At 48.5% G+C, this 24,105-nt stretch carries 17 protein-coding genes; 7 read left to right on the plus strand and 10 right to left on the minus strand.

Annotated elements, in window-relative coordinates:
• From FJQ58_RS06690 to FJQ58_RS06705, 4 genes are all read left to right on the plus strand, one after another.
• A complete protein-coding gene (locus tag FJQ58_RS06690; RefSeq protein ID WP_139991648.1) occupies window positions 1-1,107 on the plus strand; it encodes an ABC transporter ATP-binding protein in 1,107 nt (368 codons plus the stop codon).
• Window positions 1,104-2,756 (plus strand): ABC transporter permease, encoded by a 1,653-nt coding sequence (locus tag FJQ58_RS06695; protein ID WP_139991649.1) that lies wholly within the window; start codon window positions 1,104-1,106, stop codon window positions 2,754-2,756. The genes FJQ58_RS06690 and FJQ58_RS06695 overlap by 4 nt, the downstream gene beginning before the upstream one ends.
• A gap of 115 nt (window positions 2,757-2,871) precedes the next feature.
• Window positions 2,872-4,572 (plus strand): sensor histidine kinase, encoded by a 1,701-nt coding sequence (locus tag FJQ58_RS06700; protein ID WP_139991650.1) that lies wholly within the window; start codon window positions 2,872-2,874, stop codon window positions 4,570-4,572.
• Entirely contained in the window at window positions 4,565-5,344 is a 780-nt protein-coding gene (locus tag FJQ58_RS06705; protein WP_139991651.1) for a response regulator transcription factor, read from the plus strand. Before FJQ58_RS06700 ends, FJQ58_RS06705 begins: the two co-directional genes overlap by 8 nt.
• 178 nt (window positions 5,345-5,522) lie before the next feature.
• Here the strand turns inward: FJQ58_RS06705 and FJQ58_RS06710 are convergent, their stop codons facing one another.
• The 8 genes from FJQ58_RS06710 to FJQ58_RS06745 form a co-directional block, all read right to left on the minus strand.
• Entirely contained in the window at window positions 5,523-6,632 is a 1,110-nt protein-coding gene (locus FJQ58_RS06710; RefSeq protein ID WP_139991652.1) for a GerAB/ArcD/ProY family transporter, read from the minus strand.
• Between the two features lie 22 nt (window positions 6,633-6,654).
• On the minus strand, window positions 6,655-6,879 hold the full coding sequence (locus tag FJQ58_RS06715) for a hypothetical protein (RefSeq protein WP_139991653.1): 225 nt from the start codon (window positions 6,877-6,879) through the stop codon (window positions 6,655-6,657).
• A 5-nt stretch (window positions 6,880-6,884) separates the two neighbouring features.
• Window positions 6,885-8,093, minus strand: a complete 1,209-nt coding sequence (locus FJQ58_RS06720; RefSeq protein WP_139991654.1) for a Ger(x)C family spore germination protein — start codon at window positions 8,091-8,093, stop codon at window positions 6,885-6,887.
• A 26-nt stretch (window positions 8,094-8,119) separates the two neighbouring features.
• Entirely contained in the window at window positions 8,120-9,628 is a 1,509-nt protein-coding gene (locus FJQ58_RS06725) for a spore germination protein (RefSeq protein WP_139991655.1), read from the minus strand.
• 153 nt (window positions 9,629-9,781) lie between these two features.
• A complete protein-coding gene (locus tag FJQ58_RS06730) occupies window positions 9,782-11,452 on the minus strand; it encodes an alpha-amylase family glycosyl hydrolase (RefSeq protein ID WP_139991656.1) in 1,671 nt (556 codons plus the stop codon).
• Between the two features lie 4 nt (window positions 11,453-11,456).
• Window positions 11,457-12,296 carry a sugar ABC transporter permease gene (locus tag FJQ58_RS06735; RefSeq protein ID WP_139991725.1) on the minus strand — a complete coding sequence of 280 codons (840 nt, stop codon included), beginning with the start codon at window positions 12,294-12,296 and terminating at the stop codon, window positions 11,457-11,459.
• 2 nt (window positions 12,297-12,298) lie between these two features.
• The gene (locus FJQ58_RS06740; RefSeq protein ID WP_139991657.1) at window positions 12,299-13,612 is read right to left on the minus strand and encodes a carbohydrate ABC transporter permease; all 1,314 of its coding nucleotides are present in this window, start codon (window positions 13,610-13,612) and stop codon (window positions 12,299-12,301) included.
• 126 nt (window positions 13,613-13,738) lie between these two features.
• Window positions 13,739-15,055 carry a sugar ABC transporter substrate-binding protein gene (locus FJQ58_RS06745; protein WP_139991658.1) on the minus strand — a complete coding sequence of 439 codons (1,317 nt, stop codon included), beginning with the start codon at window positions 15,053-15,055 and terminating at the stop codon, window positions 13,739-13,741.
• Window positions 15,056-15,551: 496 nt separating this feature from the next.
• Here FJQ58_RS06745 and FJQ58_RS06750 point away from each other — a divergent pair, with 496 nt between their 5' ends.
• The 3 genes from FJQ58_RS06750 to FJQ58_RS06760 all read left to right on the plus strand — a co-directional run bounded on the left by FJQ58_RS06750 (window position 15,552) and on the right by FJQ58_RS06760 (window position 20,424).
• Window positions 15,552-16,580, plus strand: coding sequence for a LacI family DNA-binding transcriptional regulator (locus FJQ58_RS06750; protein ID WP_139991659.1), 1,029 nt, complete (start codon window positions 15,552-15,554; stop codon window positions 16,578-16,580).
• Window positions 16,581-16,584: 4 nt separating this feature from the next.
• Window positions 16,585-18,573: a glycoside hydrolase family 15 protein gene (locus tag FJQ58_RS06755; protein ID WP_238403861.1), complete on the plus strand. Its 1,989-nt coding sequence runs from the start codon at window positions 16,585-16,587 to the stop codon at window positions 18,571-18,573.
• A gap of 1,389 nt (window positions 18,574-19,962) precedes the next feature.
• Window positions 19,963-20,424 carry a Dps family protein gene (locus tag FJQ58_RS06760; RefSeq protein ID WP_139991660.1) on the plus strand — a complete coding sequence of 154 codons (462 nt, stop codon included), beginning with the start codon at window positions 19,963-19,965 and terminating at the stop codon, window positions 20,422-20,424.
• Window positions 20,425-20,609: 185 nt separating this feature from the next.
• Here the strand turns inward: FJQ58_RS06760 and FJQ58_RS06765 are convergent, their stop codons facing one another.
• Together FJQ58_RS06765 and FJQ58_RS06770 are read right to left on the minus strand one after the other, a co-directional pair.
• Window positions 20,610-23,378: an ABC transporter permease gene (locus FJQ58_RS06765; RefSeq protein ID WP_139991661.1), complete on the minus strand. Its 2,769-nt coding sequence runs from the start codon at window positions 23,376-23,378 to the stop codon at window positions 20,610-20,612.
• A complete protein-coding gene (locus FJQ58_RS06770) occupies window positions 23,375-24,058 on the minus strand; it encodes an ABC transporter ATP-binding protein (protein ID WP_139991662.1) in 684 nt (227 codons plus the stop codon). The genes FJQ58_RS06765 and FJQ58_RS06770 overlap by 4 nt, the downstream gene beginning before the upstream one ends.
• Between the last annotated feature and the right edge of the window lie 47 nt (window positions 24,059-24,105).

Genomic DNA, 24,105 nt, shown 5'->3' on the forward strand with positions numbered 1-24,105 from the left:
ATGAGTGTAACGATATCTTTCCGGGATGTTGTCAAAAAATACGGGGCGACCAAGGTCATTCCCGAGCTGTCCTTAGACATCAAGCAGGGTGAGTTTTTCACCCTGCTTGGCCCATCAGGCTGCGGCAAAACAACGCTGCTCCGAATGATTGCCGGCTTTAACAGCATCGAGGACGGAACGATTCAATTTAATGAACGCGTTATCAATCAAGTGGCGCCGGGCAAAAGAAACATTGGCATGGTCTTTCAAAACTATGCGATCTTCCCGCATTTGACGGTCAAAGGCAATGTCGCCTTCGGCTTGCAAAATCGCAAGAACAACAAGGATGACATTCATCGCAAAGTAGAAGATATACTAAAAGTCGTGCAAATTGAGGAATATAAAGACAGAATGCCCAAAAACCTCTCCGGCGGCCAGCAGCAGCGCGTAGCACTCGCAAGAGCCATCGTCATTCGGCCGGATGTGCTTCTGATGGATGAGCCGTTATCCAATTTGGATGCCAAGCTCCGGGTTGAAATGCGCAATGCCATTAAAGACATTCAGAGAGAGGTCGGAATTACAACCGTCTATGTCACGCATGATCAAGAAGAAGCGATGGCCGTCTCCGACAGAATCGCCGTCATGAAATCAGGGATTATTCAGCACGTCGGAACGCCGCAGGAAATTTACCAGCGCCCTGCCAACATATTCGTAGCCACCTTCATCGGACGCACGAATATTATCGACGGAACCATAACGTATGCGAGCGGCAAATACAGCGTATCATTTGGCGCGGGCTATCAAGAGAGCATCCAAGGCATCAATGAGCATGCCATGGGCATTCACGGCAACGCACCGATAAAAATATCTGTTCGCCCCGAGGAATTTTATATTGCTGAAGATCAGCAAGGGTTGCGGGCGAAAATCGTGAGCAGCGTGTTCCTTGGCCTAAATACGCATTATTATGTCGATCTGGAGACCGGCCCGCGCATAGAAATTACCCAAGAGTCTACGACCGACCAGATTTTGCAGCCGGGCACGACGGTCTGGCTTAAAGCGAATATGGCAAAGGCAAATGTTTATGACGAGCAAGGGGAGGTCAATTATACGGGGAGCGTGCGTTCATGACTTCTCGCAAAAAGTTCGATGTCTGGATGGTCATCACGCTGCTGATCTTTGCTTCTTATCTTCTGTTTCTCGCTTATCCCTTGTTCACGCTGCTCATCAAGAGCTTCGTGGACGGCACTACTGGCGACTTTTCACTTGCTTACTTCGAGAAGTTTTTTAGCAAAAAATATTATTTGAACGCATTGGTTAACAGCATTAAAGTAACGGTCGGCGTTACCGTGCTGTCTGTTCTGATCGCAGGCCCGCTCGCTTATATCATGTCTACGGTAAAAATCAAAGGCGGCAAGTGGATCCAGATCCTAATCCTGATTTCTTCCATGTCCGCGCCTTTCATCGGCGCTTACTCCTGGATCTTGCTGCTTGGCAGAAACGGCGTCATTACTAACTTCGTAAGCAAGGTGTTCGGCATTGCCATGCCCGATATTTATGGATTCACCGGGATTCTGCTCGTCCTGACTTTGCAGCTCTCTCCCCTTGTGTTCATGTATGTATCCGGAGCATTAAAAAATGTAGACCATTCTTTAATAGAAGCTGCCGAGAGCATGAATTATACAGGGCTCCGCAAAATGTGGAAGGTGCTGGTGCCGCTTGTAACCCCGACCATCTTGGCTGGCGCCCTGCTCGTATTCATGCGCGCGCTTGCTGACTTCGGTACGCCGATGCTGATCGGCGAGGGCTACAAGACAATTCCTGTCCTTATCTTTACGGAATTTATAAGTGAGGTTGGCGGCGATGACGGATTTGCTGCCGCGATCAGCGTACTCGTCGTCCTCTTTGCGACTTCCGTCTTCCTGCTGCAAAAGTATATTTCCAACCGTAAATCCTTTACGATGAGCGCCCTTAATCCCATCGAGCCAAAGAAAGCAAACGGACTGTGGAACTTCGTGGCTCATGCTTGCGTTTATGTGTACACAGCAATCGCCTTGATGCCGCAGCTGTACGTGATGTATACGTCCTTCCTGAAAACGTCAGGACGCATCTTCGTGCCAGGCTATTCCTTTGACAGCTACCGATCGGCCTTCTCCAAAATTGGCGATTCGATTTATAACACTTTTGTGCTTGCAGCTATTTCGATTGTTATCATCGTATTTGTCGCCGTTCTAATTGCTTATATTACGGTCAAGCGTAAAGGCGCAATAGCGAATGTTCTCGATGTTTTCACTATGTTCCCTTATATTGTGCCAGGTTCCATTCTGGGTATCGCCTTGCTGGTCACCTTTAACCAGAAGCCTCTGGTGCTTAGCGGCACGATCTTTATCATCATTGCAGCCTTCGTTATCCGGCGGCTGCCTTATACGATTCGTTCCAGTGCCGCGGTGCTGCATCAGGTTAACGACAGTATAGAAGAGGCCTCGATCAGTCTCGGAGCTTCAAGTATGCGCACCTTCTTCAAAATTACGCTGCCGATGATGATTACCGGCGTGGTGGCCGGCGCCATACTCAGCTGGATCAGCATTATAACCGAGCTGAGCACGTCGATTATTTTGTACACCGGCAATACCAAGACGATGACCGTCGCGATTTATACGGAGGTTATCCGCGGCAATTATGGCGTAGCCGCCGCACTCTCCACCATTCTTACCATCATTACCGTCCTATCGCTCCTGTTATTCTTCAAGCTGTCAGGCAAAAAAGAAATTACGATGTAACCCGTTATTCAAAGCTAGAGCTTGCTTCGCGCAAGCTCTGGCTTGTTCTTATTGTGCTGGCGCCGAAAATAAGGCAGGATAGTAGTTTAGACAAAACCATGATGCGGGGTGCGAAATGGCCGAAAATACGAGCAACTTCAAAGAATCCATCCGTCTGCTATTCCTTCGGTACACCTTCATGCCGATCATCGTCTTATTTGTCTTCTTCCTCCTGTTTACCGGGTTCAATGCCAAGATCATTGTAGCCAATAAATCACAGGAAGCGAACAAAGCCATCAGCGCATCCCTCTCCGACGTCTATTTTAACTACTATAATGAAATTAACCGCATGGCCTCTTTGCCGCTCGTATCCGATTTTGCCGCGACAAGGCTGGAGAGCCAAAACGTATATGAGGAATTTTACGAGTTCAATACCCATCAATCGGTGAAAAGCGTGTTCTATATCATCGATACGAAAGGCATTTATTTGGCGTCGACCGCCCCTTCCGATTCGGATATTCAGGAGATGATCTACAGAACGATTGTCCCTCGCATTGCCAAAGCACCGGAGGCCACGCTTGTCGAGGCGAACAAAATCCGTTATTCTCACGACCGTTACACCGTATATACCTATGGCAAAGCCATCATCAAGGATAAACAGGTCATCGGATATATTTTGTACCAGCTGTATGAGGAGGATATTCAAAAGCTCATCTTTGTGCAAAATAACGAGATCTCGGTCGTTACCGACCGCCATCACACCATTATTGCGACGACCAACAATATAACGAAGGGCCTCATGAATAAATTCGCTCCCATTTTTGATTCCAAAGGCAACGTGAAGCTTAACGGCGGCTCGTACTATATGAGCCAAGCCAGCATTCCGTTAACCGAAATCAATGTATTCACGCTTAATTCCAGTCAGCTTCAGCGGTATGTCTATGTATCCTTGATCGTCTTCATCGTCGTGACCAGCCTGCTGCTCTGGTTTCTCATTCAATTTTTGGCGAATAAAATGTCGACCCGGAATACGCAATCCATCGATAAGCTGCTGTTTGCCGTCAATCAGCTGCAGCAAGGAAACACGCTTTCCTATGTCGACATCCATACCGGAGATGAATTCGAAACCTTGGCAGACCAATACAATATCATGCTTATTCGCTTGAATGAGCTGCTCCATAAGAACGAGGAGCTCTCGAACCTCAGGCGGCTAATCGAGGTCAAGCATCTGCAATCGCAGTTCCATCCTCATTTTATATTCAATGTATTGGAAACGCTTCGATACGCGATTGTCGTAGACAGTAAGCAAGCGCAGGACATCGTCATGATATTGTCCCGGCTGCTCCGCTACAGCATCAGCAACGATGGACAGACCGTTCTGCTGAGCGACGATCTGAATCATACGACGGATTACCTGCGTCTGCAGCAAATCCGCTTTAACGAGCGGCTGAGCTATGACATGCAGCTCTCCGAACAGAGCCGGCATGCGTTAGTTCCCAAGCTTCTCCTGCAGGCGATTATCGAAAACTCGATTCGGTATGGCTATCTTCATCAAGAGTCTTTATTGATATCCATTCGCGGTTATTTGGACGAAACGGACTTGATTCTTGAAGTAGAAGACGACGGAAGCGGCATGAGCGAAGAGCGGCTGGAGCAAATCCGGCAGCTGCTGAATGATCCCGATATTCCGACAAAGCATATTGGCCTGAGCAATGTGCACCGAAGGCTTCTGCTGCTCTATGGCCCAGGTTATGGCATTCAGCTTCTGAGCCGTTTAGGAGAAGGAACATGTGTAACAATTAGACTGCCTTACGAGAAGGGTGATGTGCATGTTTAAAGTTCTGCTGGTGGAAGATGAGGAAATGATTCGCAAGGGGCTGCGATTTACCTTCGATTGGTTAGCGTCCGATTGCGTCATTATCGATGAGGCTTGCAACGGAGAAGAAGGGCTCGCCAAGATCAAGCAATTACAGCCCGATATTGTCATTGCCGACGTGAATATGCCTTTGATGGACGGCATTACGATGATTGAGAAAAGTCTCGATGAGGCGATATGCAGCTACATTATCATTTCAGGCTACGACGAGTTTCATTTGGCCAAAAAAGCGATTCACCTGGGAGTCAGCGAATATTTGCTGAAGCCGCTTGAGCAGGACCAGCTCCTCGCCGCGCTTGATCGCGCCAAAAATCAGATTGAGCTTAAGCGGAAATATGAGCTTCTTAAGAAGCAACCTCACCAGATCGACGAGACGATCAGCGCAAGCATTCTGGAGAACACAAATCAAACCTCCAAATACGTCTCGCAAATGATCGCCTATATCCAGCAGCATTATGCCGAGAAGATCAGCATCCAGGATCTCGTCACCCGAATAGGCATCAGCTCCACCTACTTGAACCAAAAGTTCAAAGCGGAGACCTCCTATACGTTCAACGATTTTTTGAATCGCTACCGCGTTCAGAAGGCCATGGAGCAGTTGCAAGCAGGTACGGGCAAAGTATACAACATCGCAACCGAGGTCGGTTTTAAAGATTATAAGTACTTTATCAGCATCTTCAAAAAATATGCCAACTGCACCCCCAGCCAGTTTCAGGACCATTTCAAAAAATAATCCCGTCCGCCTAAAGTTAGCCTTATAACGATCTGGCCGGTCGCCGGATATTTCATACAATCACGAACAGGAATGCAGCCGTAACCGCAAGGTATGGAAAGTGCTAAGTGGGAAAGCGATGCGAGCCAGCAAGTTCCACTCGCATCGTATACGCTGGGCAAGCACGCAAAAAACCGCTTCATGACGAATGAAGAGGCTTTCCCTTTATCAAGCCTTTGAGAAGATGAACAACATAAACAAATCCAAGCAAAAAGATGACGTTGCTCATCTCCCACAAGGCCCAGGCCGGGCCCAGACTATTAAAAAAAACTACGTTGGTCGAAATCACATACGAATAGCCGAAGATGAAAAGAAATATAGGCAGTGTCAGCACCCGATAATCTCGAAGGCCAAACAATTGCGTCAGACCGCGGCAGAACGCATACAACGTGATGACGCATTTGAAATAGGTCGACAGCAAATAATTGATGACCAGAATCGCCTCAAGCCGCTGGAGAAAATTTCCGATGCTAATTTTTTTGGCCATCGTATAGGTAGAATACAGCTGGTGCTGGGTCATATAAGCACCCAGGACCAAAATCGACAAGGTAACTACGATAATGATAACCGCACCACCGATGATCAAAGGAATCATATACTGCTTCAGGGACAAACGTTCCTCCTCCAATAACGGAAATAGCATGAGAAACACAGTCATCTGGCAATAAGGAAACGCCACCACAAAGAGTCCGCCTCTGATGATGTCCGCTGCGCTGTGGCTGGCAATAGGCAATATTTTGCTTGGCTCCGACTCCGGAATTAGCAGCAGAATCAGAATCGTGAACAGAAGCATGAACATCATGAAAAACACCTGTCCCGTTCGGGCAATGACCGTCAATCCCATTCGCACCGAAATGAGAACTACCGCCGCAAACAGAAATAGCACGACGCGCAGCGGCGTTTCCGTCATCATCTGCGTCGTCATAAAATCACCGATAACCCGAATTTGAGCGCTTCCGTTGCTCATTAAATGTATAAGAAACAGCAAGGACAAAATTCCGCCAGCAAATTTGCCTAAGACGTGGCGGTGAATGTCGATAATCGTCATCCCCGGAAATCGGGACCCAAACCAGTAAATAAAAGAAGACACGCCGATGCCAAGCCCTACCCCAAGCAAGGCGGCCATCCATGCATCTTGATCCGCTACGCCTGCCGTATACGAGGGCAGATACCACATTAAGTCACCGACAATAAAGAAGATCAGAAGCACTTTCATCTGTCTTACGCTAACCCGTTGCTCGGCCTGCATCGTGCGCAACCTCTCCTTTCCCTTACGGGGCAAACCCTTTCAGCAGCGGTTTGAAAATAATGTTCAACAACGCCATCGGGCTTGGCAAGTCGAATAACAGAATCGTACATACGCTAAGGTAAACGCCCACCATTAACAAGACTAAGTAAAGCATAGCGTCCTTTATAAAGCCTTTCTTAAACAGTGGCATCAACTCCCAAACGAAGGCCGTCACTGTAAGGAAAGCAATTAGCAGAGTTGCCGACATCACCATTACTCCTTTATATAATTAAGAAAGGAATCCCTTGTCGTTCCGATCTTATGAATTTGTACATCAACCTCATACTTGACCTCAAGCTGCTCAAATTGCTCATCCCATTTGTCTTTCCTCTGCTCCCAAGCCCGGGGATGCGCTTGAAAGAGCTGATGGCCAAAGCCGAATATATCAAAGCCGTACGTCTCTTTCACATGCTTGACGGCAGAGCTCATCAATTCAACAAACCTTTCCTCTGCCGCCTTCTCCAGTCTCTTAATGGTTTCGGGTTTAGTCAGATCGATTCTGCACTCTACGTCCGAGACCGAGCTGACATTTTTCAGCTTAACCGTAATTACAGGCTTGCCTCCTTTGATGTCGGCTTTTATATGCGTCGTATTGCGAATCGTTTCCAGTGTAATCAACCCGCCTTTTGGGCATTTTAAATGCCCGGCAGAGCTTTTCACATTATTCATAATGTAGTTGTAACCTCTACTTTGTTCCTCATTTAGCCAGCCCACCAGCTTATCCTTGCGAAATACGGCCAAACCGACAAATCGGGTTCGAGCCGCCGGATCAATTTCCTGAATATTGGTCAGTTCCTCTCCCCGCTCCGCATTGCCAACGACTTTCACGCCAGTTAGCACCGGGCTTAGCCCTTCCGTTACCAACTGCTCAATCAGCTTCTCAATCGATACCGTTGTGGTTGGAGCCCATGTTTTGGCTGATGTATCCAATGCGTAAAATAAATTTTCGGCCGGAATTTTCTCTAGCGACGTAATCGTCTTCAATACCTGCATAGCCGTAGTATTGCGAGCTACCATTAAATAAAAATCGGTCCGCGCTTCCGGATTGCGCGAGAACATGTCGAGCACCTCGCCAATGCCTTCCTTGGCAAGCGACTCCCCCAGCACAAGAACCCTAATATGCGCGGAGTATATTTTCCTTGAGCTCGTCTCGGTCAGCTTCCGGAATGCCTCAAATACGGTAGGCGCGGTTGCATGGTATAACGTGACGGGCGAAATGCCGCTGCTGCTCGTTCGAACGGAAACCTCACCCGGAATAACGACCTGCACGGCGACCCGGTATTGATTACCGATCTTATCAATTGAGGTCCCCAGCTGAATGGCCAGATCATCGAGCTCCCGGCGGTTCCAACAGCCGGATAACAGCAGCGAGGCGAGCCCAAGAGCAAGGCATATGTGCAAGCTTTTTCTCAGAAAGGCCATTGTTCATCACCTCGCGGCAGTTCGATTTATTTAGTCAGATCAGTCGCCTTTTTCTGACGGACTAGATTGCGCACGCCCGTCGCAAGCGGCCTTGTCCTCATATTTTTCCACGAGAAACGAAATAGCGTATCCTTCTGGTCTTCCCATACGAACGGAGCGAGCGACTGCATGTAGGGCACGCCAAACGATTTCAACGTATTCAGGTGGAGAACAAGTAGAATAACGCCCATCAAAATGCCGAACAGGCCGAAGGAAGCGGCAAGCCCCATCAATCCGAAACGAATCATCCGAACAGAAATAGAAATGTTCACGGCCGGGATGACGAAGCTGGAAATCGCCGTAATCGACACGATAATGACCATAACAGCCGATACGATCCCTGCATCGACGGCCGCTTGGCCGATAACAAGCGTACCGACAATCGAGACGGCTTGGCCTACTGTTTTTGGCATCCGCACGCCTGCCTCGCGCAAAATTTCAAAGGTGACCTCCATTAGCAAGGCCTCTACGAAAGCAGGAAAGGGCACGCCCTCCCGCTGCGCTGCCAGATTGATCAGCAAACCCGTTGGCAGCATCTCCTGATGGAAGGTAGTAATCGCAATATAGACCGACGGTGCAAGCATCGTAATCAGAAAACTGACATAACGAAGCAAACGGAGCAGCGTGCTTACGTCCGCTCTCTGATAGTAATCCTCTGCCGATTGAAAGAATTGAACAAACAGTGCTGGCACAAGAAGGGCAAACGGCGTTCCGTCTACCAGAATTGCGACCTTCCCTTCCAGCAGACCAGCAGCAATCGTATCCGGCCGCTCCGTGTTATATACTGTCGGAAAGGGTGAATAGGAGCTTTCCTGTATAAACTCTTCAATGTAGCCGCTCTCTAGAATGCCGTCGATATTAATTTTGTCCAAGCGGCGGAACACCTCGTCGACTAGGCTTTTCTCCGCGATTTCATTCAGGTACATGACCGCTACATTCGTTTGCGTCACACTTCCAATGCTTCTTCCTACCAGCCAAAGCTGCGGGTCCTTGATTTTCCTGCGAATCAGTGCCGTATTGGTCCGAATATTTTCCGTGAATGCTTCCATCGGCCCCCTCACGACTCCCTGTGAGGTTGGTTCGCTGACATTTCGATCCTTCCAGCCCTCCGCAGCGATTGCTAGGCATTCCTCGCAATCCTCCAGCAAGAGAATAGCCACGCCCGACAGCAGATTCAGAAACAGCTTGTCATAGTCCTCAATAATAGTGACTTCACCGGCGGCAAGCACCGTTTCTTTAATATAATGAAGGGTATCGCTGCCAGACATGACCGAATTCCGCGCTGATGCCTGGTTCTCCGACATCAGAAAATCGAGAATCGAATGATGAATAATCGTAGAGTCCGTTAAGCCGTCTATATAAACAAGCACTCCGTGCCAGCCTTGCAGGCCTGTCATGCTTTTGACGATTAAATCATCGCTGCTGCCTAGCCTTTGCTTAATTTCATCCACATTTGCTTCCAAGCGTTTCGATAGCCGCTTCCCTGATAAACTCATGTCTACCCTCCGCGTGATGACATAATTATGTATTTTGTCCAAAAGCTTCGGATGTATGCCTTTAAGCTTTTCTCCCCGCCTCACGCAGCGCAAAAAGAGGTAGAGGAAATCCGCGCAGGCTGCGCGTTTTCCTCTACCTCTTAAATCTCATCCTTATTTCATGATTATCGTGCTATAGGGAGGAAGCTTGATTTGGCTTCCATTCCACTTGGCGTCATCGCTTGTCCTATAAACAAGCTTCTGAAATGAGCCAAACAACGTAGACGGCTGCAAGTCTGCCATTTGTTCCTTGCCTGATAAGTTATGCATCACCAGCACACGCTCGCTAGCAGTCGCTCTAATATAGACGCTCAGCTTGGAGTTCGCAGGCTGCAGCTTGAATTCGGCTATGCTCCCATCGCGCAAGGCAGGTTGTTCATTGCGCCAACGGATCAGCTTCCGGTAATGATTCAGCAGCGACGCTTCCTCTGGCAGCTGAGCCTCCACGGAAACCTGATCAGCCCCCGTATTGTAGCGCGCCTTCTCCCATACCGTTTGGCCCTTGCCGCCAGCGGAGCTGTACCACCGCATCGGCTCGCGAATATGCTCATCCGGCTTTGCCCCTTTCATGCCCAGCTCCTCGCCGTAATAAAGATACGGCGTGCCCGGGAGGGTGAGCAGCATAGCAGCCGCCATCTTGGCATGATCGATATTCCCATTCAACGCCGTCATGACCCGGTTCTGGTCATGATTGCTAAGAAATGGAGCATCAACGAAATTTCCGCCGGATGATTTCTCGTAGACACCGTAGGCGCGCCCAAGGGAAAAGGCCAGATCTGCATCCTGCTCCGATCCTGCCGCGCTGAGCAAGCGCCCGGCGAGGTCAAAATGGAATGCAGAGTCAAGCGCATGGTCAAAATAAGGCGCAATAACGGTCAGCGAATCCCATACCTCGCCAATGAGATATGCGTCAGGCTTAACCTGATCCATTCCCGCGCGGAACTCCTGCCACCATGCTTTGTTTTTCGCTTGGATTTCCGGGGTAGTTGCCGTGGAAGCAAAATCGCCATAAATATGCTTGGCCGCGTCCAAACGAAATCCGTCCACCCCTTGTTCCAGCCAGTACTGTCCGATCTTGATCATTTCCGCGCGTACCTTTGGCTCATCGAAGTTCAGATCCGGCATGCCTTCCCAGAATACGCCTAAATATTTGAGGCTACCGTAACGATGCCAAGGATCGCCGCCTACTGCTCCGTCCGCGCTTGTCTGCTCTTCCGGCTTCGCGAACGCATACCAGCTACGGTAAGGACTGTCCTCCTTCACAAGCGCCTCCTTAAACCAAGGGTGCTCCTTGCTCGTATGGTTCACTACAAGATCCATAATGACTTTAATCCCGCGATTATGGGCTTCCTCCAGCAAGCGCTTTAGATCGCCTAATGTGCCGTACTCCGGATTAACGGCATAATAATCCGTCGTATCATAACCATGGTAGCTTGGCGAGGCGTTAATCGGCATCAACCAAATTCCGCTGATCCCAAGCTCCTTAAGATAATCCAGCTTCGCCGTCACACCGTTCAAATCGCCAATGCCATCGCCATCCGTATCATAGAAGGAACGAACAAAAATTTCATAGTATACGCCGCCCGGCTGCTCATCTACCTGGTATGAGACTGTTTCCGTCTCACCCGCAGCACTATTCTCAGGGGCATTAGGCACAGAAGCAGCCAGGTTATTCGCCGGTTGCATATGATTTTCACTCTTTTCCGCTGAACATGCGACGAGTGCCAGAAGCAGAATCAAGCCTAGCCATTTCGCTCCTGCATGAAACAATCGTTTGCTCTTCATCTGCTTACCCTTTCGATGCGCCGGACATCATGCCTTGCACAAGGAAGCGCTGTAAGAAGACGAACAACAGCGTAATTGGAATGGCAATCAACACCGCACCCGCGGCAAACAGCGTAAAGTTACTATTTTGATAAGAGTTGACGAGATCCCACATCCCAACAGCCAGCGTCCAGTTATCCTTGCTGCGGAGCACCAATCTCGCAAATATAAAGTCAACCCAGGAGCCAGCGAACGTAGTTAGCGCCACATAAGTCAGCATCGGACGGGAAAGCGGAAGCATGATCTTCACAAAAACCTGCAGATGAGATGCGCCATCCATGCGCGCCGCCTCATCCAGGCTGCGCGGAATCGTATCGTAGAAGCCTTTTACAACAAACCCGCCCAGCACTGCGCCTGCCGAATAAACGATGATCAGCGCTGCATGCGTATCAAGTAAATTAAGCTGAAGCAAGAAAATAAAGATCGCAATCATGCTCATGAAGCCGGGAAACATGCCAAGAACGAGCATAATCGTCAGCGTCATTTTACGGCCGCGAAAGCGAAAACGCGACAAGGCATACATGCTGAGCGTAACGAGAATCGTAGAGAAGATCATCGTTAGGGTCGCGATTTTGAGCGTATTTAAATACCAAACTCCGTAACGGAAGCTGGGATTAGTGAACAGTTCCTTATAATGCACTAGCGTAAAGGATTCTGGAATCAAGCTCGAGCTAAACAGCGATGTGCCCGGGCGAAGCGACGATAGCAGCACCCAAAGCGCCGGATAGATCGCGCAGATGGCAATGGCAATCAATAAGAGATAGCTTAACGTCAAACGGACAAGAGTTGCGGTTTTGCGTCCCATTTTCATTGGATCATATCCTCCTCTTTGAATGACCGCGTACGGCGATAGTTATAGATCGAGAATGTAGCGACAATGATAAAGATAATAATCCCGATGGCCGAGGCCATGTTGAATTGGCTATTATTCAGCGTCAGTTTATACAGCCATGTCACAAGCAAGTCGGTGCTGCCGGCGAATTGATAATCGCCCTTGACCGGATCGCCGTTCGTAAGCAGGAAAATAACGTTGAAGTTGTTGATGTTGCCGGCAAATTGCGTGATCAGAATCGGCGCGGTCGAGAATAGCACGAACGGGATCGTGATGATGCGGAACTTCTGAATGCCTGTCGCTCCATCAACGTCAGCTGCTTCATACAAGTCTTTCGGGATAGCCGTCAATACGCCGAGAATAAGAACCATCGACACGGGAATGCCCACCCACATGTTAACGATAATGACCGTCACTTTTGCCCAAAACGGATCGGTCAGCCAGGGCAGCTTGCCCATGCCGAAATAACCTAAGTATTGATTGATTGGTCCGAATTGTCCGTTGAACAAATTACGCATCACAAGCAAGGAGATTAATTGCGGAATGGCATACGGAATGATGAACAACGTGCGCCAAAGCTTCTTGAAGCGAATCCCCTTCTGCTCAATCAGCAGCGCAACGAGCAAGCCGCCGAAATAGGTCGTAACAGTGGCAATAATAGCCCAAATAATCGTCCAAGTAAACACGCCTACAAAGGTATGGCTCCATGTCTTTAAAGTAAGAAGGTTGGCAAAGGTTTGAAACCCTACCCAATCGACCAGCTTCGCAGGCGGAATATGATCAGGCGACGCATAGTTGGTGAAAGCAAGCATGACCATAAAAATAATCGGCATGATGGTCAGAAACAATACGCCAAGCGCTGGAAGCGTCAGCATCAAATGCGGGAAATTACGATCCATCACATAAGAGAGCGTCATCCGGAAGCTTCCAGGCACGGCTCCTTCATCTCTTTGCTTGCCGTTCCGATAAGCATCGCGAATATTCATAATGTAGATGATGATAAAAAGAATAAATAAGAACAACGTAATCAAACCGCTAATTAATAGGAAAATCGAATGATCTCCCTCTACGCGCACACTAATTTTTCCAATCTTCTCAAGACCTTGCGTTTTCTCGCCAAGCGTAACGATTCCCCATATGGCTCTTCCCAGATTCGGAACAAAATACATAAGCGCTGCCGCTTCAACGGCAAGCATGATCAAGCCTTTGATAAACTGGCGGTTATACAATTGGCCAAGACCCATTACGAGTAACGACAATATAGCCGCGGTGCTGCGATGACGCTTCATCCCGCCAAGCTCCCTTCCTATCATCTAAAATTGCGATTATACCGCCTGTCTATTTCTTTGCGGCGGATTTAAAACATCGGTTCACCCGCCGAATAGCGTTCGGCGGGCGATACCAAGAGTCGTCTATTATTTTGCCGCAGTGCCGTTATTGGCATCTTTAATTTGTTGAACCGCGTTATCAAGCGCTGCTTTGGCATCTTTGCCAGAGTTCCATACATCGGAGAACGCTGCCGCGATCGGGCTCCATACGTTACCCATCTCCGGAATGGACGGCATAGGCGTGGATTGGTTGAACTGCGCCACGAAACCTTTTACGATGTCATTTCCTTGTACCGCAGAGTCGTTCGTTGCTTCTGTGTTCGCAGGAATAGCGCCCGTCAATTCAAAATCCTTCAATTGAGCAGCCTTCGTGGAAGCAAAATTCGCGAACAAGCGTGCCGCATTCGGATATTTCGAGAATTGGTTGACGTACCATGCTTTAACTCCCGAGAAGGAAGAAGCCGCTTGGCCGTTAATGCTCGGAATCGGAGCTACACCAAAATCAATGCCGGCACTTTTGTAGTCTGCGATGGTCCAAGGGCCGTTGATGTCCATAGCCAATGTTCCTGCTGTGAACATGCCTTTCTTGATGTCGTACGTAATGTCGCCGGAGTTAAGCGGCAGGATGCTGTCTTTCAGGGAACCATAATATTTCAAACCGTTAACCGCGCCTTCAGTGTTCAAGCCGATATCGTCTTTGTTTTGTCCATTTTCACCATACACATATCCACCTGTGGAGATGAATGGATAGTTGAAGTAGAAGTTGCCTACTTCCCACATCAAGGCGAACTTGTTGTTTGGCACATCGTTGTACGTTTTTGCGAATGCAACGATTTCATCAAATGTTTTTGGAGCTTCTGGAATAAGGGCTTTGTTGTAGAACAAAGCGTAGGTTTCAATCGAGCGAGGGTAGCCGTATAGCGTACCGCCGTAAGAAACAGCGTTTACAGCAATTTCAGAGTTAGCCGATTTGGCCTGCTCTTCATAGAAATCGTTAGGCAGCACAAGGCCAGCCGTCACTGCTCTGCCGAGGTTGTCATGCGGGAAAACTACGACGTCGGCACCAAGGCCTGCAGGGCCGTCAGTAGTCAACTTCGTTACTTGGTCTGCCGCGCCAACCTCTTCGAATTTCACTTCAATGCCGTATTTTTCAGTGAATTCTTTTGAAATCGCTTCAACGAATGGACGCTCCTCTTTACTTTCCCATACGAGCAAGGATGCGCCTTCCTCAGGCTGAATCTCTTCATCGTCTGCTGCGCCTTCATTCGTGCTCCCTCCCGCATTGTTTGCCGGTGCGTTCGTGGCGTTGGCCGCGTTTTCTGTTTTTCCGTCATTCTTTGTTCCGCCGCAAGCGGATACGATAAACAAGGCAACGATTAATGACATTACAAACCACTTCTTCATGCTGGGTGATCCCCCTCCATAATGTGTTCCTGCCTTTTTGTGAATCAAAACCTTTCAAGAGCGTGAATGCAGCGCATTTTCATAAAAAAACGTCCGTTTGCAAACGATAGAAGCAGTGTGCCGGTTTGCGTTTACTCATAAGCTTTCAGCAAAACCGAAACTGTGCAAACGTTTGTTCATTTGGCGTTAGAAAATGCTTCGAAATCGGATATTTAGCCGTATTTCATGGTTAACTGGTGTTATCCACCTCTTGAAAGCGTTCTATTCGTGGCTCCATCATACAACAGACAATAGATTTTGTTAAAACGTTTGCACAGTTCAATATTTAGAACAAATAGCCTGTATTCTTTAATTATCTTTATAAATCTCTTTCTTATTCAGTTTTTCAACATTTGTGAAACGCTTTCTTAAGATATATATTTACTTTTAGACGGCAGTTGCATTAGGATGAAGCATATAATGCACACATGATTGCACGATGGGGGCTCAATTAAAGATGGTGACCATTAAAGATATTGCAAAAGCTGCAGGAGTATCGCCTTCAACGGTTTCGAGGGTCGTATCCAATCACCCCCGCATCAGTAAGGCAACGACTCAAAAGGTTAAACGGATCATGGAAGAAATGGGCTACCATCCGAATGCGATGGCAAAGAGCCTTGTCTCCAAGACGACTCAAACGCTTGCAATTATGCTGCCTCGTCCCGCAGAAGAGCTGTTTCAGGATTTCTTCTTCGGCGAGCTGCTGCGCGGCATCCTTACGCAATCTACGCGGGCAGGCTACGACATGCTGCTAACCGCTGCCACCTCGCCCAGCGATGAGACGGAAACGGTTTCGAGGCTCGTGTTCGGACGCCGGGTAGACGGCGTTATTTTGTTATCCTCCCGGGTAAACGATCCTTTAATCCAACTGCTCGACAAGCACAAGTTTCCGACTGTATTAATTGGCCGCACGGAAGATCACCCGCATATCTTATCCGTTGATAATGACAATGAGCTCGCCGCCTATGATGCAACGCAGCATCTGATTCTGCAAGGCCATGAGAGAATAGGCTTCGTAAGCGGGCCCCCGTCATTGACGGTTGCCCATGATCGCATGAAAGGGTATCGCCGTGCGATGAAGGAAGCTGGCTTAACCGTTAGATCCGAATGGATTGTAGAAGGAGAATTTCTTCAGCAAAGCGGCTACCGTGCCATGTCCTTTATGATGAGCCTGCCTGAGCGGCCAAGCGGCCTTGTTGTCATTGATGACGTGGTCGGTTTCGGTGTCCTGCGTGGCTTAACCGAGCTAGGCTTTAAAGTGCCTGATGACCTTAGCATCGTAAGCTTCAACAATATTGCTCTGTCCGAACTGGCCACCCCCCCCATTAGCTCTATAGATATAGGGACGTACCAGCTTGGGTATACTGCGTCTCAAATGCTTATCCGCTACATTCAGGAGGAGAGCGTGCACCAAAACCGGATGATTATTCCGCATAGGCTGATCGTTCGTGAATCTTCCATACAGACCGTATCCAAAAGGAGTTGACAGCGTGTCCATAAAGAAACCATTTTTAGTAGACGCTATCATTGGAAATTCAAAGTTCCTCGCCTCACTCGGCCGCACAGGCAAGATGTATCGCCTGTGGTGGCCAAATATCGATTTGCCGCAGCATGTAGATGCGATTCGTACCGGTATCCAGCAGAAGGATGGTCCGGTTTCTTGGTTTGATGATGCCGTAGACGGCTGGGTACATGAAGCGAATTACGTGGAAAAAACGAATGTTTTCCGCGTTGGCGCCCGCTCCGAGCAGCAGCCCGTTCAAATTGAAAGCTTCCACTTTGCCGTTCCCGGGCAGGATGTCATCGTTCGGGAATATACGTTCACCAATATCACCGATCAGCCTGCTTCATTCTCATTTATTGTGCACTCCTCCTTTCTTGTAAGTGAAAATCATTTGTACAACACGACATTGTTCCATCCAGATGCCGATTCTTTGGTTCATTTTCGCCATAAGTATTATTTTGCGCTTTCAAGTGCAAACGTATGCACAAGCTTCCAAGCAGGCCTTTCCTGGGATTTGGTCCAGAGTGGCGAATTGAATGGGACAATCATCGATATGAAGCCGGATGGTGCGTTGAAATGGGAAATCGAGTCGCTCGACCCCGGCCAATCCATCACGATTCCCGTATACATTGCCGCTGGGCAGGATGAACAAAGTGCATTGCTGCAAATGGAAGCAGCCAAAGGAAAAGCCAGCAGTGAGTGGATGGCGGAAACCATCGCTTACTGGCATACGTTTTTGTCGGAGGCAGCCCCTTGCCCGATTGAAGATGCAGATGTTGAGATTGCGGAACTTTATGACCGTTCGCTGCTCATGTTCAAGCTCATGTCCGATGAGCAAACAGGAAGCATCATTGCAGCACCGGAATTTGACGAAAACTTCGCCCGCTGCGGCGGTTATTCGTATTGCTGGGGCCGGGATGCCGCATTCATTACAACCGCGCTTGATAGAGCAGGCCTTGGAGCCCTCTCCGACAGCTTCTATGCTTGGACGCTTACCGCGCAATCGCCGGATGGTTCATGGCAGCAGCGCCACTATCATGACGGCAGTCTTGCTCCGTCTTGGGGACTTCAAATTGACGAAGGCTCTTCGATTTTATGGGGAATGTGGCAGCATTACTTGGAGAACCAAAATGCAGGTTTCGCCGAGCAGGTATGGCCCGCTGTAGAGAAAGGCGCACATTTCCTATTAGGATTTCTGCAAAGCGACAATGGATTGCCTAGAACGAGCATCGATTTGTGGGAAGAGCGCGAGGCTTCGCATACCTATTCCTCTGCCGCTGTGTATGGCGGGTTGACGGCTGCCGCAAGCTTTGCCGGATTGGCTGGCAAGCCTGAGCTGGCAGCAGAGTGGACAGCAGCAGCCGAACAGATTGCTGCTTCGATTACTGAGCTATGCTGGAATGAAGAAGGCAGCAGCTTTTACCGCGGTTTGAATTTGACGGTGCCGCAAGGCAAATACGAGCAAGCAATCGCGACGGGAGCTGCTGGGCAAGTGGCCGAAGGCATTAAAGGCTACAAAAAGTATCTGCTTGAGCATGACCCTGTCATTGATATCAGCCTGTTAGGCATTGCAGTGCCATTCGGGGCGGTAGCAGCCGATCACGATTACATGAAGCGTACTGCCGATACTATTGAAGCAGCGTTAACTGTACCAGGCGTAGGCGGCATCAAGCGTTACGAGGATGATAACTATATTGGAGGAAATCCTTGGATTCTCACTACCCTATGGCTTGCCCATTATCGGATTCAAACGGGAAGCTTAGACGAAGCGAGAAAGCTGCTGAAATGGGCAGTCGATCACCGTACCGAAACGGGCTTATTGCCTGAGCAAGTAGACAAAAACACAGGCGAAACTGCCTGGGTTGTCCCACTAACCTGGTCTCACGCCATGTTTGTTCTTACCCTGTTCATGCTAGCGGATGCGGAAGCCGCACGTTTAAATGACCCCGCAATCAGCAAAGTAAGCCTAGTCTAAAACAAACTGCCTAACTACAATAAACAGCTGGACAGACGCATTTCATCTGTTCAGCTGTTTGTATATTTTTACGGATTACTGCCTGACGTCAGTTCATCCGTACTCTCCTATTAACATCCGGCTCCTAACCTGCTGATTCCCATTTATGTGCTGCGTTATGCTGTACCGTGCCGAACCGAGCCATTCCATTTCCAGTTCAAGTTACAGTTCAAGTTCCAGTTCCAGTTAAATAGCTATCTTGTACGATCGCAGTAACTTCTTCTATTTAGGCCTTCTCCCCGCTCCTATCCTGCACGTTTGCACTAACTTTGGCCTCCGCTGCGTAATATAGCCGAAATTGGAGCCCTATATTGTACTGCATACAGGATAAATTCCCTCAAGGAAGAAAAAGCAGCTTCCTGCCTGCATAAATACAACATAGCAGCTCAGCGCTTCCAAACGCACCCTAACCGCGAACATCTTATAACCAATTAAATAGGCATCCTGCACGATCGCAGTAACTTCTTCTATTTAAGCCTTTTCCCCGCCCCTATCCTGCACGTTTGCACTAACTTTGGCCTCCGCTGCGTAATATAGCCGAAATCGGAGCCCTATATTGTACTGCATACAGGATAGATTCCCTCAAGGAAGAAAAAGCAGCTTCCTGCCTGCATAAATACAACATAGCAGCTCAGCGCTTCCACTCCGTACCCTAACCGCGAACATCTTTCAACTAGTTAAATAGCTATCCTGCACGTTCGCAGTAACTTCTTCTATTTAAGCCTTCTCCCCGATCCTATCCTGCACGTTTGCACTAACTTTGGCCTCCGTTGCGTAATATAGCCGAAATTGGAGCTCTATATTGTACTGCATGCAGCATAGGTCCCCCCAAGGAAGATAAAGCAGCTTCCTGCCTGCATAAATACAACATAGCAGCTCAGCGCTTCCACTCCGCACCCTAACCGCGAACATCTTATAACCAATTAAATAGCTATCCTGCACGATCGCAGTAACTTCTTCTATTTAAGCCTTCTCCCCACTCCTATCCTGCACGCTTGCACTAACTTTGGCCTCCGCAGCGTAATATAGCCGAAAAATAGAGCGCATAATCAGCCACTTTCAAGCTTATATCTCCACTACCTAGCCTACAAATTAGCCGAAGCACAGCGAGCATACATCACTTCTATCTCCATTGGCCATCAGCACGCTAACCCTTCATTTTCGATAAACATGCGACATAGCCTGTTTCATTTATCCGATATACGGGTAATGATATTGACAAGCGACAGTTAATTTGTAATAATTATAAACAAGGAGTTAGTCTAAATCATTATTATTCGTTGCTTTCCCAATCATTTTGTATTCACTACCCTTTAATAGCGCAAACTACCATGAGAAAGGATGATCATTATGACAACAGCAACTACAGCTAAATCTACAACTGTACAGGAGCACCTGAACCACCAAATTGCCAATTGGAGCGTGCTTTACATCAAGCTTCACAATTACCACTGGTACGTGAAGGGTTCGCAGTTCTTTACCCTGCACGTCAAATTTCAGGAGCTATACGAGGAAGCAGCTCTTCACGTCGATGAGCTGGCAGAGCGCCTGCTCGCCTTGAAAGGCAAGCCTATCGCGACGATGAAAGAGCATTTGAAAGCATCGAGCATCGAGGAAGCTTCGAATAAAGAAGATGCCACGCAAATGGTCGATCAATTGATCGCGGATTTCGCTAAGATTATTGGCGAGCTGAAGGAAGGCATGGAAGCAGCACAGGAAGCCAAGGATGAGACGACAGCTGATATGCTGCTCGCGATTCATACAGCGCTTGAGAAGCATGTATGGATGCTAAGTGCCTTCAACGGCAAATAAGCGATAAAGCCAAGCAACAACGCCTTCGGCGTCCTTAAGACGCTGAAGCAGCTTAGACGGTGAAATATAAAGCTTTTATAAGCGAACAAGCTTATGAATTCTTATATTTTGATAAAGAGGGTGCGCCAGCTGCATGATTGCTGCTGGCGCACCCTCTTTGCTTATGAAAAGCTTATATCCATCCTTCATTCATTCCCTACGCGTAGAGCATCCACTGCTTTAAGCCGAAGCGCTGCCCTTGCAGGTAGCAGATTAATGAAAAAGGAAGCGATCACCAAGCTGCCGATAATCGGAAGCAGAATGCCGAAAGGATAATGAAAGATGACGGGCTCCTCATATACACGGATATCATGTTTTAGGTTTTCAGAAAAAATACGGACTCCGCTGGATCCAATTGCCCAGCCTGCCAATAAACCGACAACGCTGATCACAAAACCTTCAATGAAAAACATTCCGTAGATTTGTTTGCTTGGTACGCCAATGCAGCGCATCATCGCTACTTGTTTGCTTCGTTCGCGTACGGAACGGAACTGAATGATCGCCAGACCCATCAATCCAATGAAGGCCGAGATGACCGTAAACCCGATAAAGCCGATCCCAAGCTGCTTGTTCAATAACTGCTCCGCTGAATTTTTCAAATAAGGCACGTTAAAGGTTAACACGCCTTGAACAGCAAACCTCTCCTCCAACGCTTGAGCCGTCTTGATGTCCTTATAATCAAATTGAAACAATACAAAGCCGAGATCATTCTGATTCATCCACTTGTGTCCAAAAGGACGAAGCTCCTCCACGACCTTCTCATTCATAAAGGTGGCTCCGTAAAAGTCCATCAACAAATTCGATGCATCATTCGGAACAAATCCGGCCACGATAAACGTTCGCTCGGTCAATGGCTCCCACGCCTCCGTGTCTGATCTGAGCTTGTTTTCATAGACTGGGAGCCTGATGGAATCGCCCGCCTTCACTAGCGTAATATCATCAGAATAAAGCGGGTCCTTCATGCTAAAAAAGTGCGGCAAAATAATATAATCCGAATTATTCCGCACAGCTTCCCAAGCGGCGGCATCATCGGAGAAGTTAGAGGCACGTGCCAATAATGCTTTCGGATGATTCCCCACTAACTCTTCGGTAACAGGAACCACCGCTTGAGCTATGCCATTCTCCACCATACTTAGCATATATGGCTCTATCGTTACCGTTCCCTTCATTTGCCCATGAATGAATGAGTCACTTGCAGCCGCTTCTACTATATTCTGCTGCTCCTCCGTTGTGCGATAAGAAGCGTAACCGCCAAAACCAAAAACACTTTGGTTCGTTCGATTAACGTCTCCGTTTGCAAGAATAAGCTGCAAAATGCAGACAACAAGGGTAATGGTCATCATAACAAGCGAGAACAAGAGCGCTGTCGTATACGATCTGCCTTTATGCCATCTGGGATATTTAAGCGCGAGCATCACCGATAACCGCGGAATCCCGACTATTCGGAGAATCTTGTGCAGGGGAACATCCATTTTTTCCATTAAAGTTAAAAAGATAGATAACACGTAACAACAAGCAATTAGCCAAGTTGCTGCTATGAGCAGAACATTCTCTCCCTTTAATTCAGGCGGCTCAACAAAAGCAAAAACAAAATGCACGGCAGTTCCTGATATTCCAATGATTCCAAGAGCGAGTGCAGCTACGCCTTTTTTTCCACGCACTCTCCCTTTCCCTCTACCCGCTTGCTTCATCTGCGACGGCCCTCGCAAAGCTTCAACAATACCAAATTGGCTCACGCGCCGAGCCGCCAGCAAAGAAATCATGGCGAGAAATAAAAGGATAACCGCAAAAACGATAACCGTTGTGCTCAAGGAAATATAAGGCTGAACCGTGATATTGCTGCCAGCCATTCGAGAAAGCTCCGCGGCATAGCTTCCATAAAACAAACGGATGAGCTGATAACCGCCTAGCATGCCGGCTATTGTACCGAGCAGGGCGCTGAAGAAGGAAAGCAACAAAGCTTCCGCTGTAAACATCGCCGATATATTCGGTTTGGAGAAACCGATAGCACGCAAAATGCCATACATCTCCTGTCTGGATTCACCGATCATCGTCAGCACCTGGCGCATGAAGAGCATGCTTGAAGCGATCGCAACGGCACTGATCATTCCAATAATCAGCGTAAAATTCATCTTTTCGAATTTTTGTTGGGCATTCAGCTTTAAATAATCCACACGGAAAGGCAGATCCTGCATGAAAAACATCCCTTGCAAGTCGATAGCCGGGTTGGTGTGTCCCAATAGAACAGCATCATAGCTCCCCGCCATTCGTCCTGAAAGTTTACGTACAGCAGACTCAGAGCCAATAATCGTACCGGAAAATGCACCCGTTTCCAGATATCCGGTTAATCCGCGCTGCTCCGTTACAGCTCTAATACGAAATAGCTGCTCGCCATTTTGTACCGCGACAGCGAGCACATCACCGGTTTGGACATCCAGCAGGTTCGCTGTTTCACGATTAATAATGAGCTCGTCGTCTGCCAGCCCCTCCCGCCATAGAGCATTGCCAACAGGATCAAAGCTAACAGCCTCCTCCATAGGAAAACCAATAAACAATATGTTTTTCAGCGCTGCTCCCGCGCCTGCATCGGCATCCGCGGCAATGACAGCTGCTTCTGTTCTCACATAGGGCAGCAGCGTATAGCCATCATTTTCAGTACGCTCTAAAAGTGTAGCGATCTCCCCCGCCGTAAAGCCTCCGCTCTCGGACTTCTCCGGGGATAGCTTCCAATTAATCGGTCCGAGATGAGTCTCTATCCACGCCTTTCCGCTGCTTTGAACCGATTCATAGTTAACCGCGCTAAGGGCAATCAGCATCGCTCCGATCGCTCCGGCAAACACCGTAAGCAGCGTCTGCTTCCACTGCTTTCGCAGATTGCCTGCCGCCATACGCCATATCAGTCCAGACCTGATCATGGCGTCATGCCCCCATCATAAATGACTCGGCCATTTTGCATCCGAATGATACGCGATGCTCGGCCCGCCATCCGCGCGTCATGAGTAACCATTATAATGGTTGTCCCATAATGACTGTTCAACATCTCCAGCATTCCGATAACCTGCTCTGCCGTTTCCGTATCCAACGCACCTGTTGGCTCATCCGCCCAAATGATGTCAGGCTTCCCAACGATGGCCCGGGCAATTGCCACACGTTGATTTTGCCCGCCTGATAATGCACCGGGATACTGATTCACCTTATCCGCAAGCCCAACCTCTTTAAGCGCTTCAAGCGAACGTTCCTTCGCCTTAGCTGAAGAAACGCCGGATGCAATGAGCGGCAAAGCAGCATTCTCCCATGCATTCAATACAGGAACGAGGTGGTAGGACTGAAACACAAACCCCATTTTTGCAAGCCGCAGCTTCGCGATTTTTTTGTCATCCCATGCATGAATCGGCGCATCGCCAATCCATATTTCACCGCTATCGACGGATTCGATACCCGCCAAAAGATGAAGCAGCGTCGACTTGCCGCAGCCGGAAGGGCCCGTAATCGATACCATTTCACCCTTGCTGATCGTAAAAGATACGTCGCGAAGCGCCCGAGCCGCCGCTTCACCCTTGCCATACGTCTTAGATATTCCTTTAACAGTAATCATCCTGATGCTTCACCTCTTGTTCCATAGAATGCTCTCACTTTAGCAAA

The sequence above is a fragment of the Paenibacillus paridis genome (genome assembly GCF_006345825.1).
GTDB classification, from domain to species: Bacteria; Bacillota; Bacilli; order Paenibacillales; family Paenibacillaceae; genus Pristimantibacillus; species Pristimantibacillus paridis.

Coding starts and splice junctions, on each gene's coding strand:
- FJQ58_RS06690 (WP_139991648.1), top strand. CDS start 1: ATGAGTGTAACGATATCTTTCCGGGATGTTGTCAAAAAATACGGGGCG.
- FJQ58_RS06695 (WP_139991649.1), top strand. CDS start 1,104: ATGACTTCTCGCAAAAAGTTCGATGTCTGGATGGTCATCACGCTGCTG.
- FJQ58_RS06700 (WP_139991650.1), top strand. CDS start 2,872: ATGGCCGAAAATACGAGCAACTTCAAAGAATCCATCCGTCTGCTATTC.
- FJQ58_RS06705 (WP_139991651.1), top strand. CDS start 4,565: ATGTTTAAAGTTCTGCTGGTGGAAGATGAGGAAATGATTCGCAAGGGG.
- FJQ58_RS06710 (WP_139991652.1), bottom strand. CDS start 6,632: ATGCAGGCCGAGCAACGGGTTAGCGTAAGACAGATGAAAGTGCTTCTG.
- FJQ58_RS06715 (WP_139991653.1), bottom strand. CDS start 6,879: ATGTCGGCAACTCTGCTAATTGCTTTCCTTACAGTGACGGCCTTCGTT.
- FJQ58_RS06720 (WP_139991654.1), bottom strand. CDS start 8,093: ATGGCCTTTCTGAGAAAAAGCTTGCACATATGCCTTGCTCTTGGGCTC.
- FJQ58_RS06725 (WP_139991655.1), bottom strand. CDS start 9,628: ATGAGTTTATCAGGGAAGCGGCTATCGAAACGCTTGGAAGCAAATGTG.
- FJQ58_RS06730 (WP_139991656.1), bottom strand. CDS start 11,452: ATGAAGAGCAAACGATTGTTTCATGCAGGAGCGAAATGGCTAGGCTTG.
- FJQ58_RS06735 (WP_139991725.1), bottom strand. CDS start 12,296: ATGGGACGCAAAACCGCAACTCTTGTCCGTTTGACGTTAAGCTATCTC.
- FJQ58_RS06740 (WP_139991657.1), bottom strand. CDS start 13,612: ATGAAGCGTCATCGCAGCACCGCGGCTATATTGTCGTTACTCGTAATG.
- FJQ58_RS06745 (WP_139991658.1), bottom strand. CDS start 15,055: ATGAAGAAGTGGTTTGTAATGTCATTAATCGTTGCCTTGTTTATCGTA.
- FJQ58_RS06750 (WP_139991659.1), top strand. CDS start 15,552: ATGGTGACCATTAAAGATATTGCAAAAGCTGCAGGAGTATCGCCTTCA.
- FJQ58_RS06760 (WP_139991660.1), top strand. CDS start 19,963: ATGACAACAGCAACTACAGCTAAATCTACAACTGTACAGGAGCACCTG.
- FJQ58_RS06765 (WP_139991661.1), bottom strand. CDS start 23,378: ATGATCAGGTCTGGACTGATATGGCGTATGGCGGCAGGCAATCTGCGA.
- FJQ58_RS06770 (WP_139991662.1), bottom strand. CDS start 24,058: ATGATTACTGTTAAAGGAATATCTAAGACGTATGGCAAGGGTGAAGCG.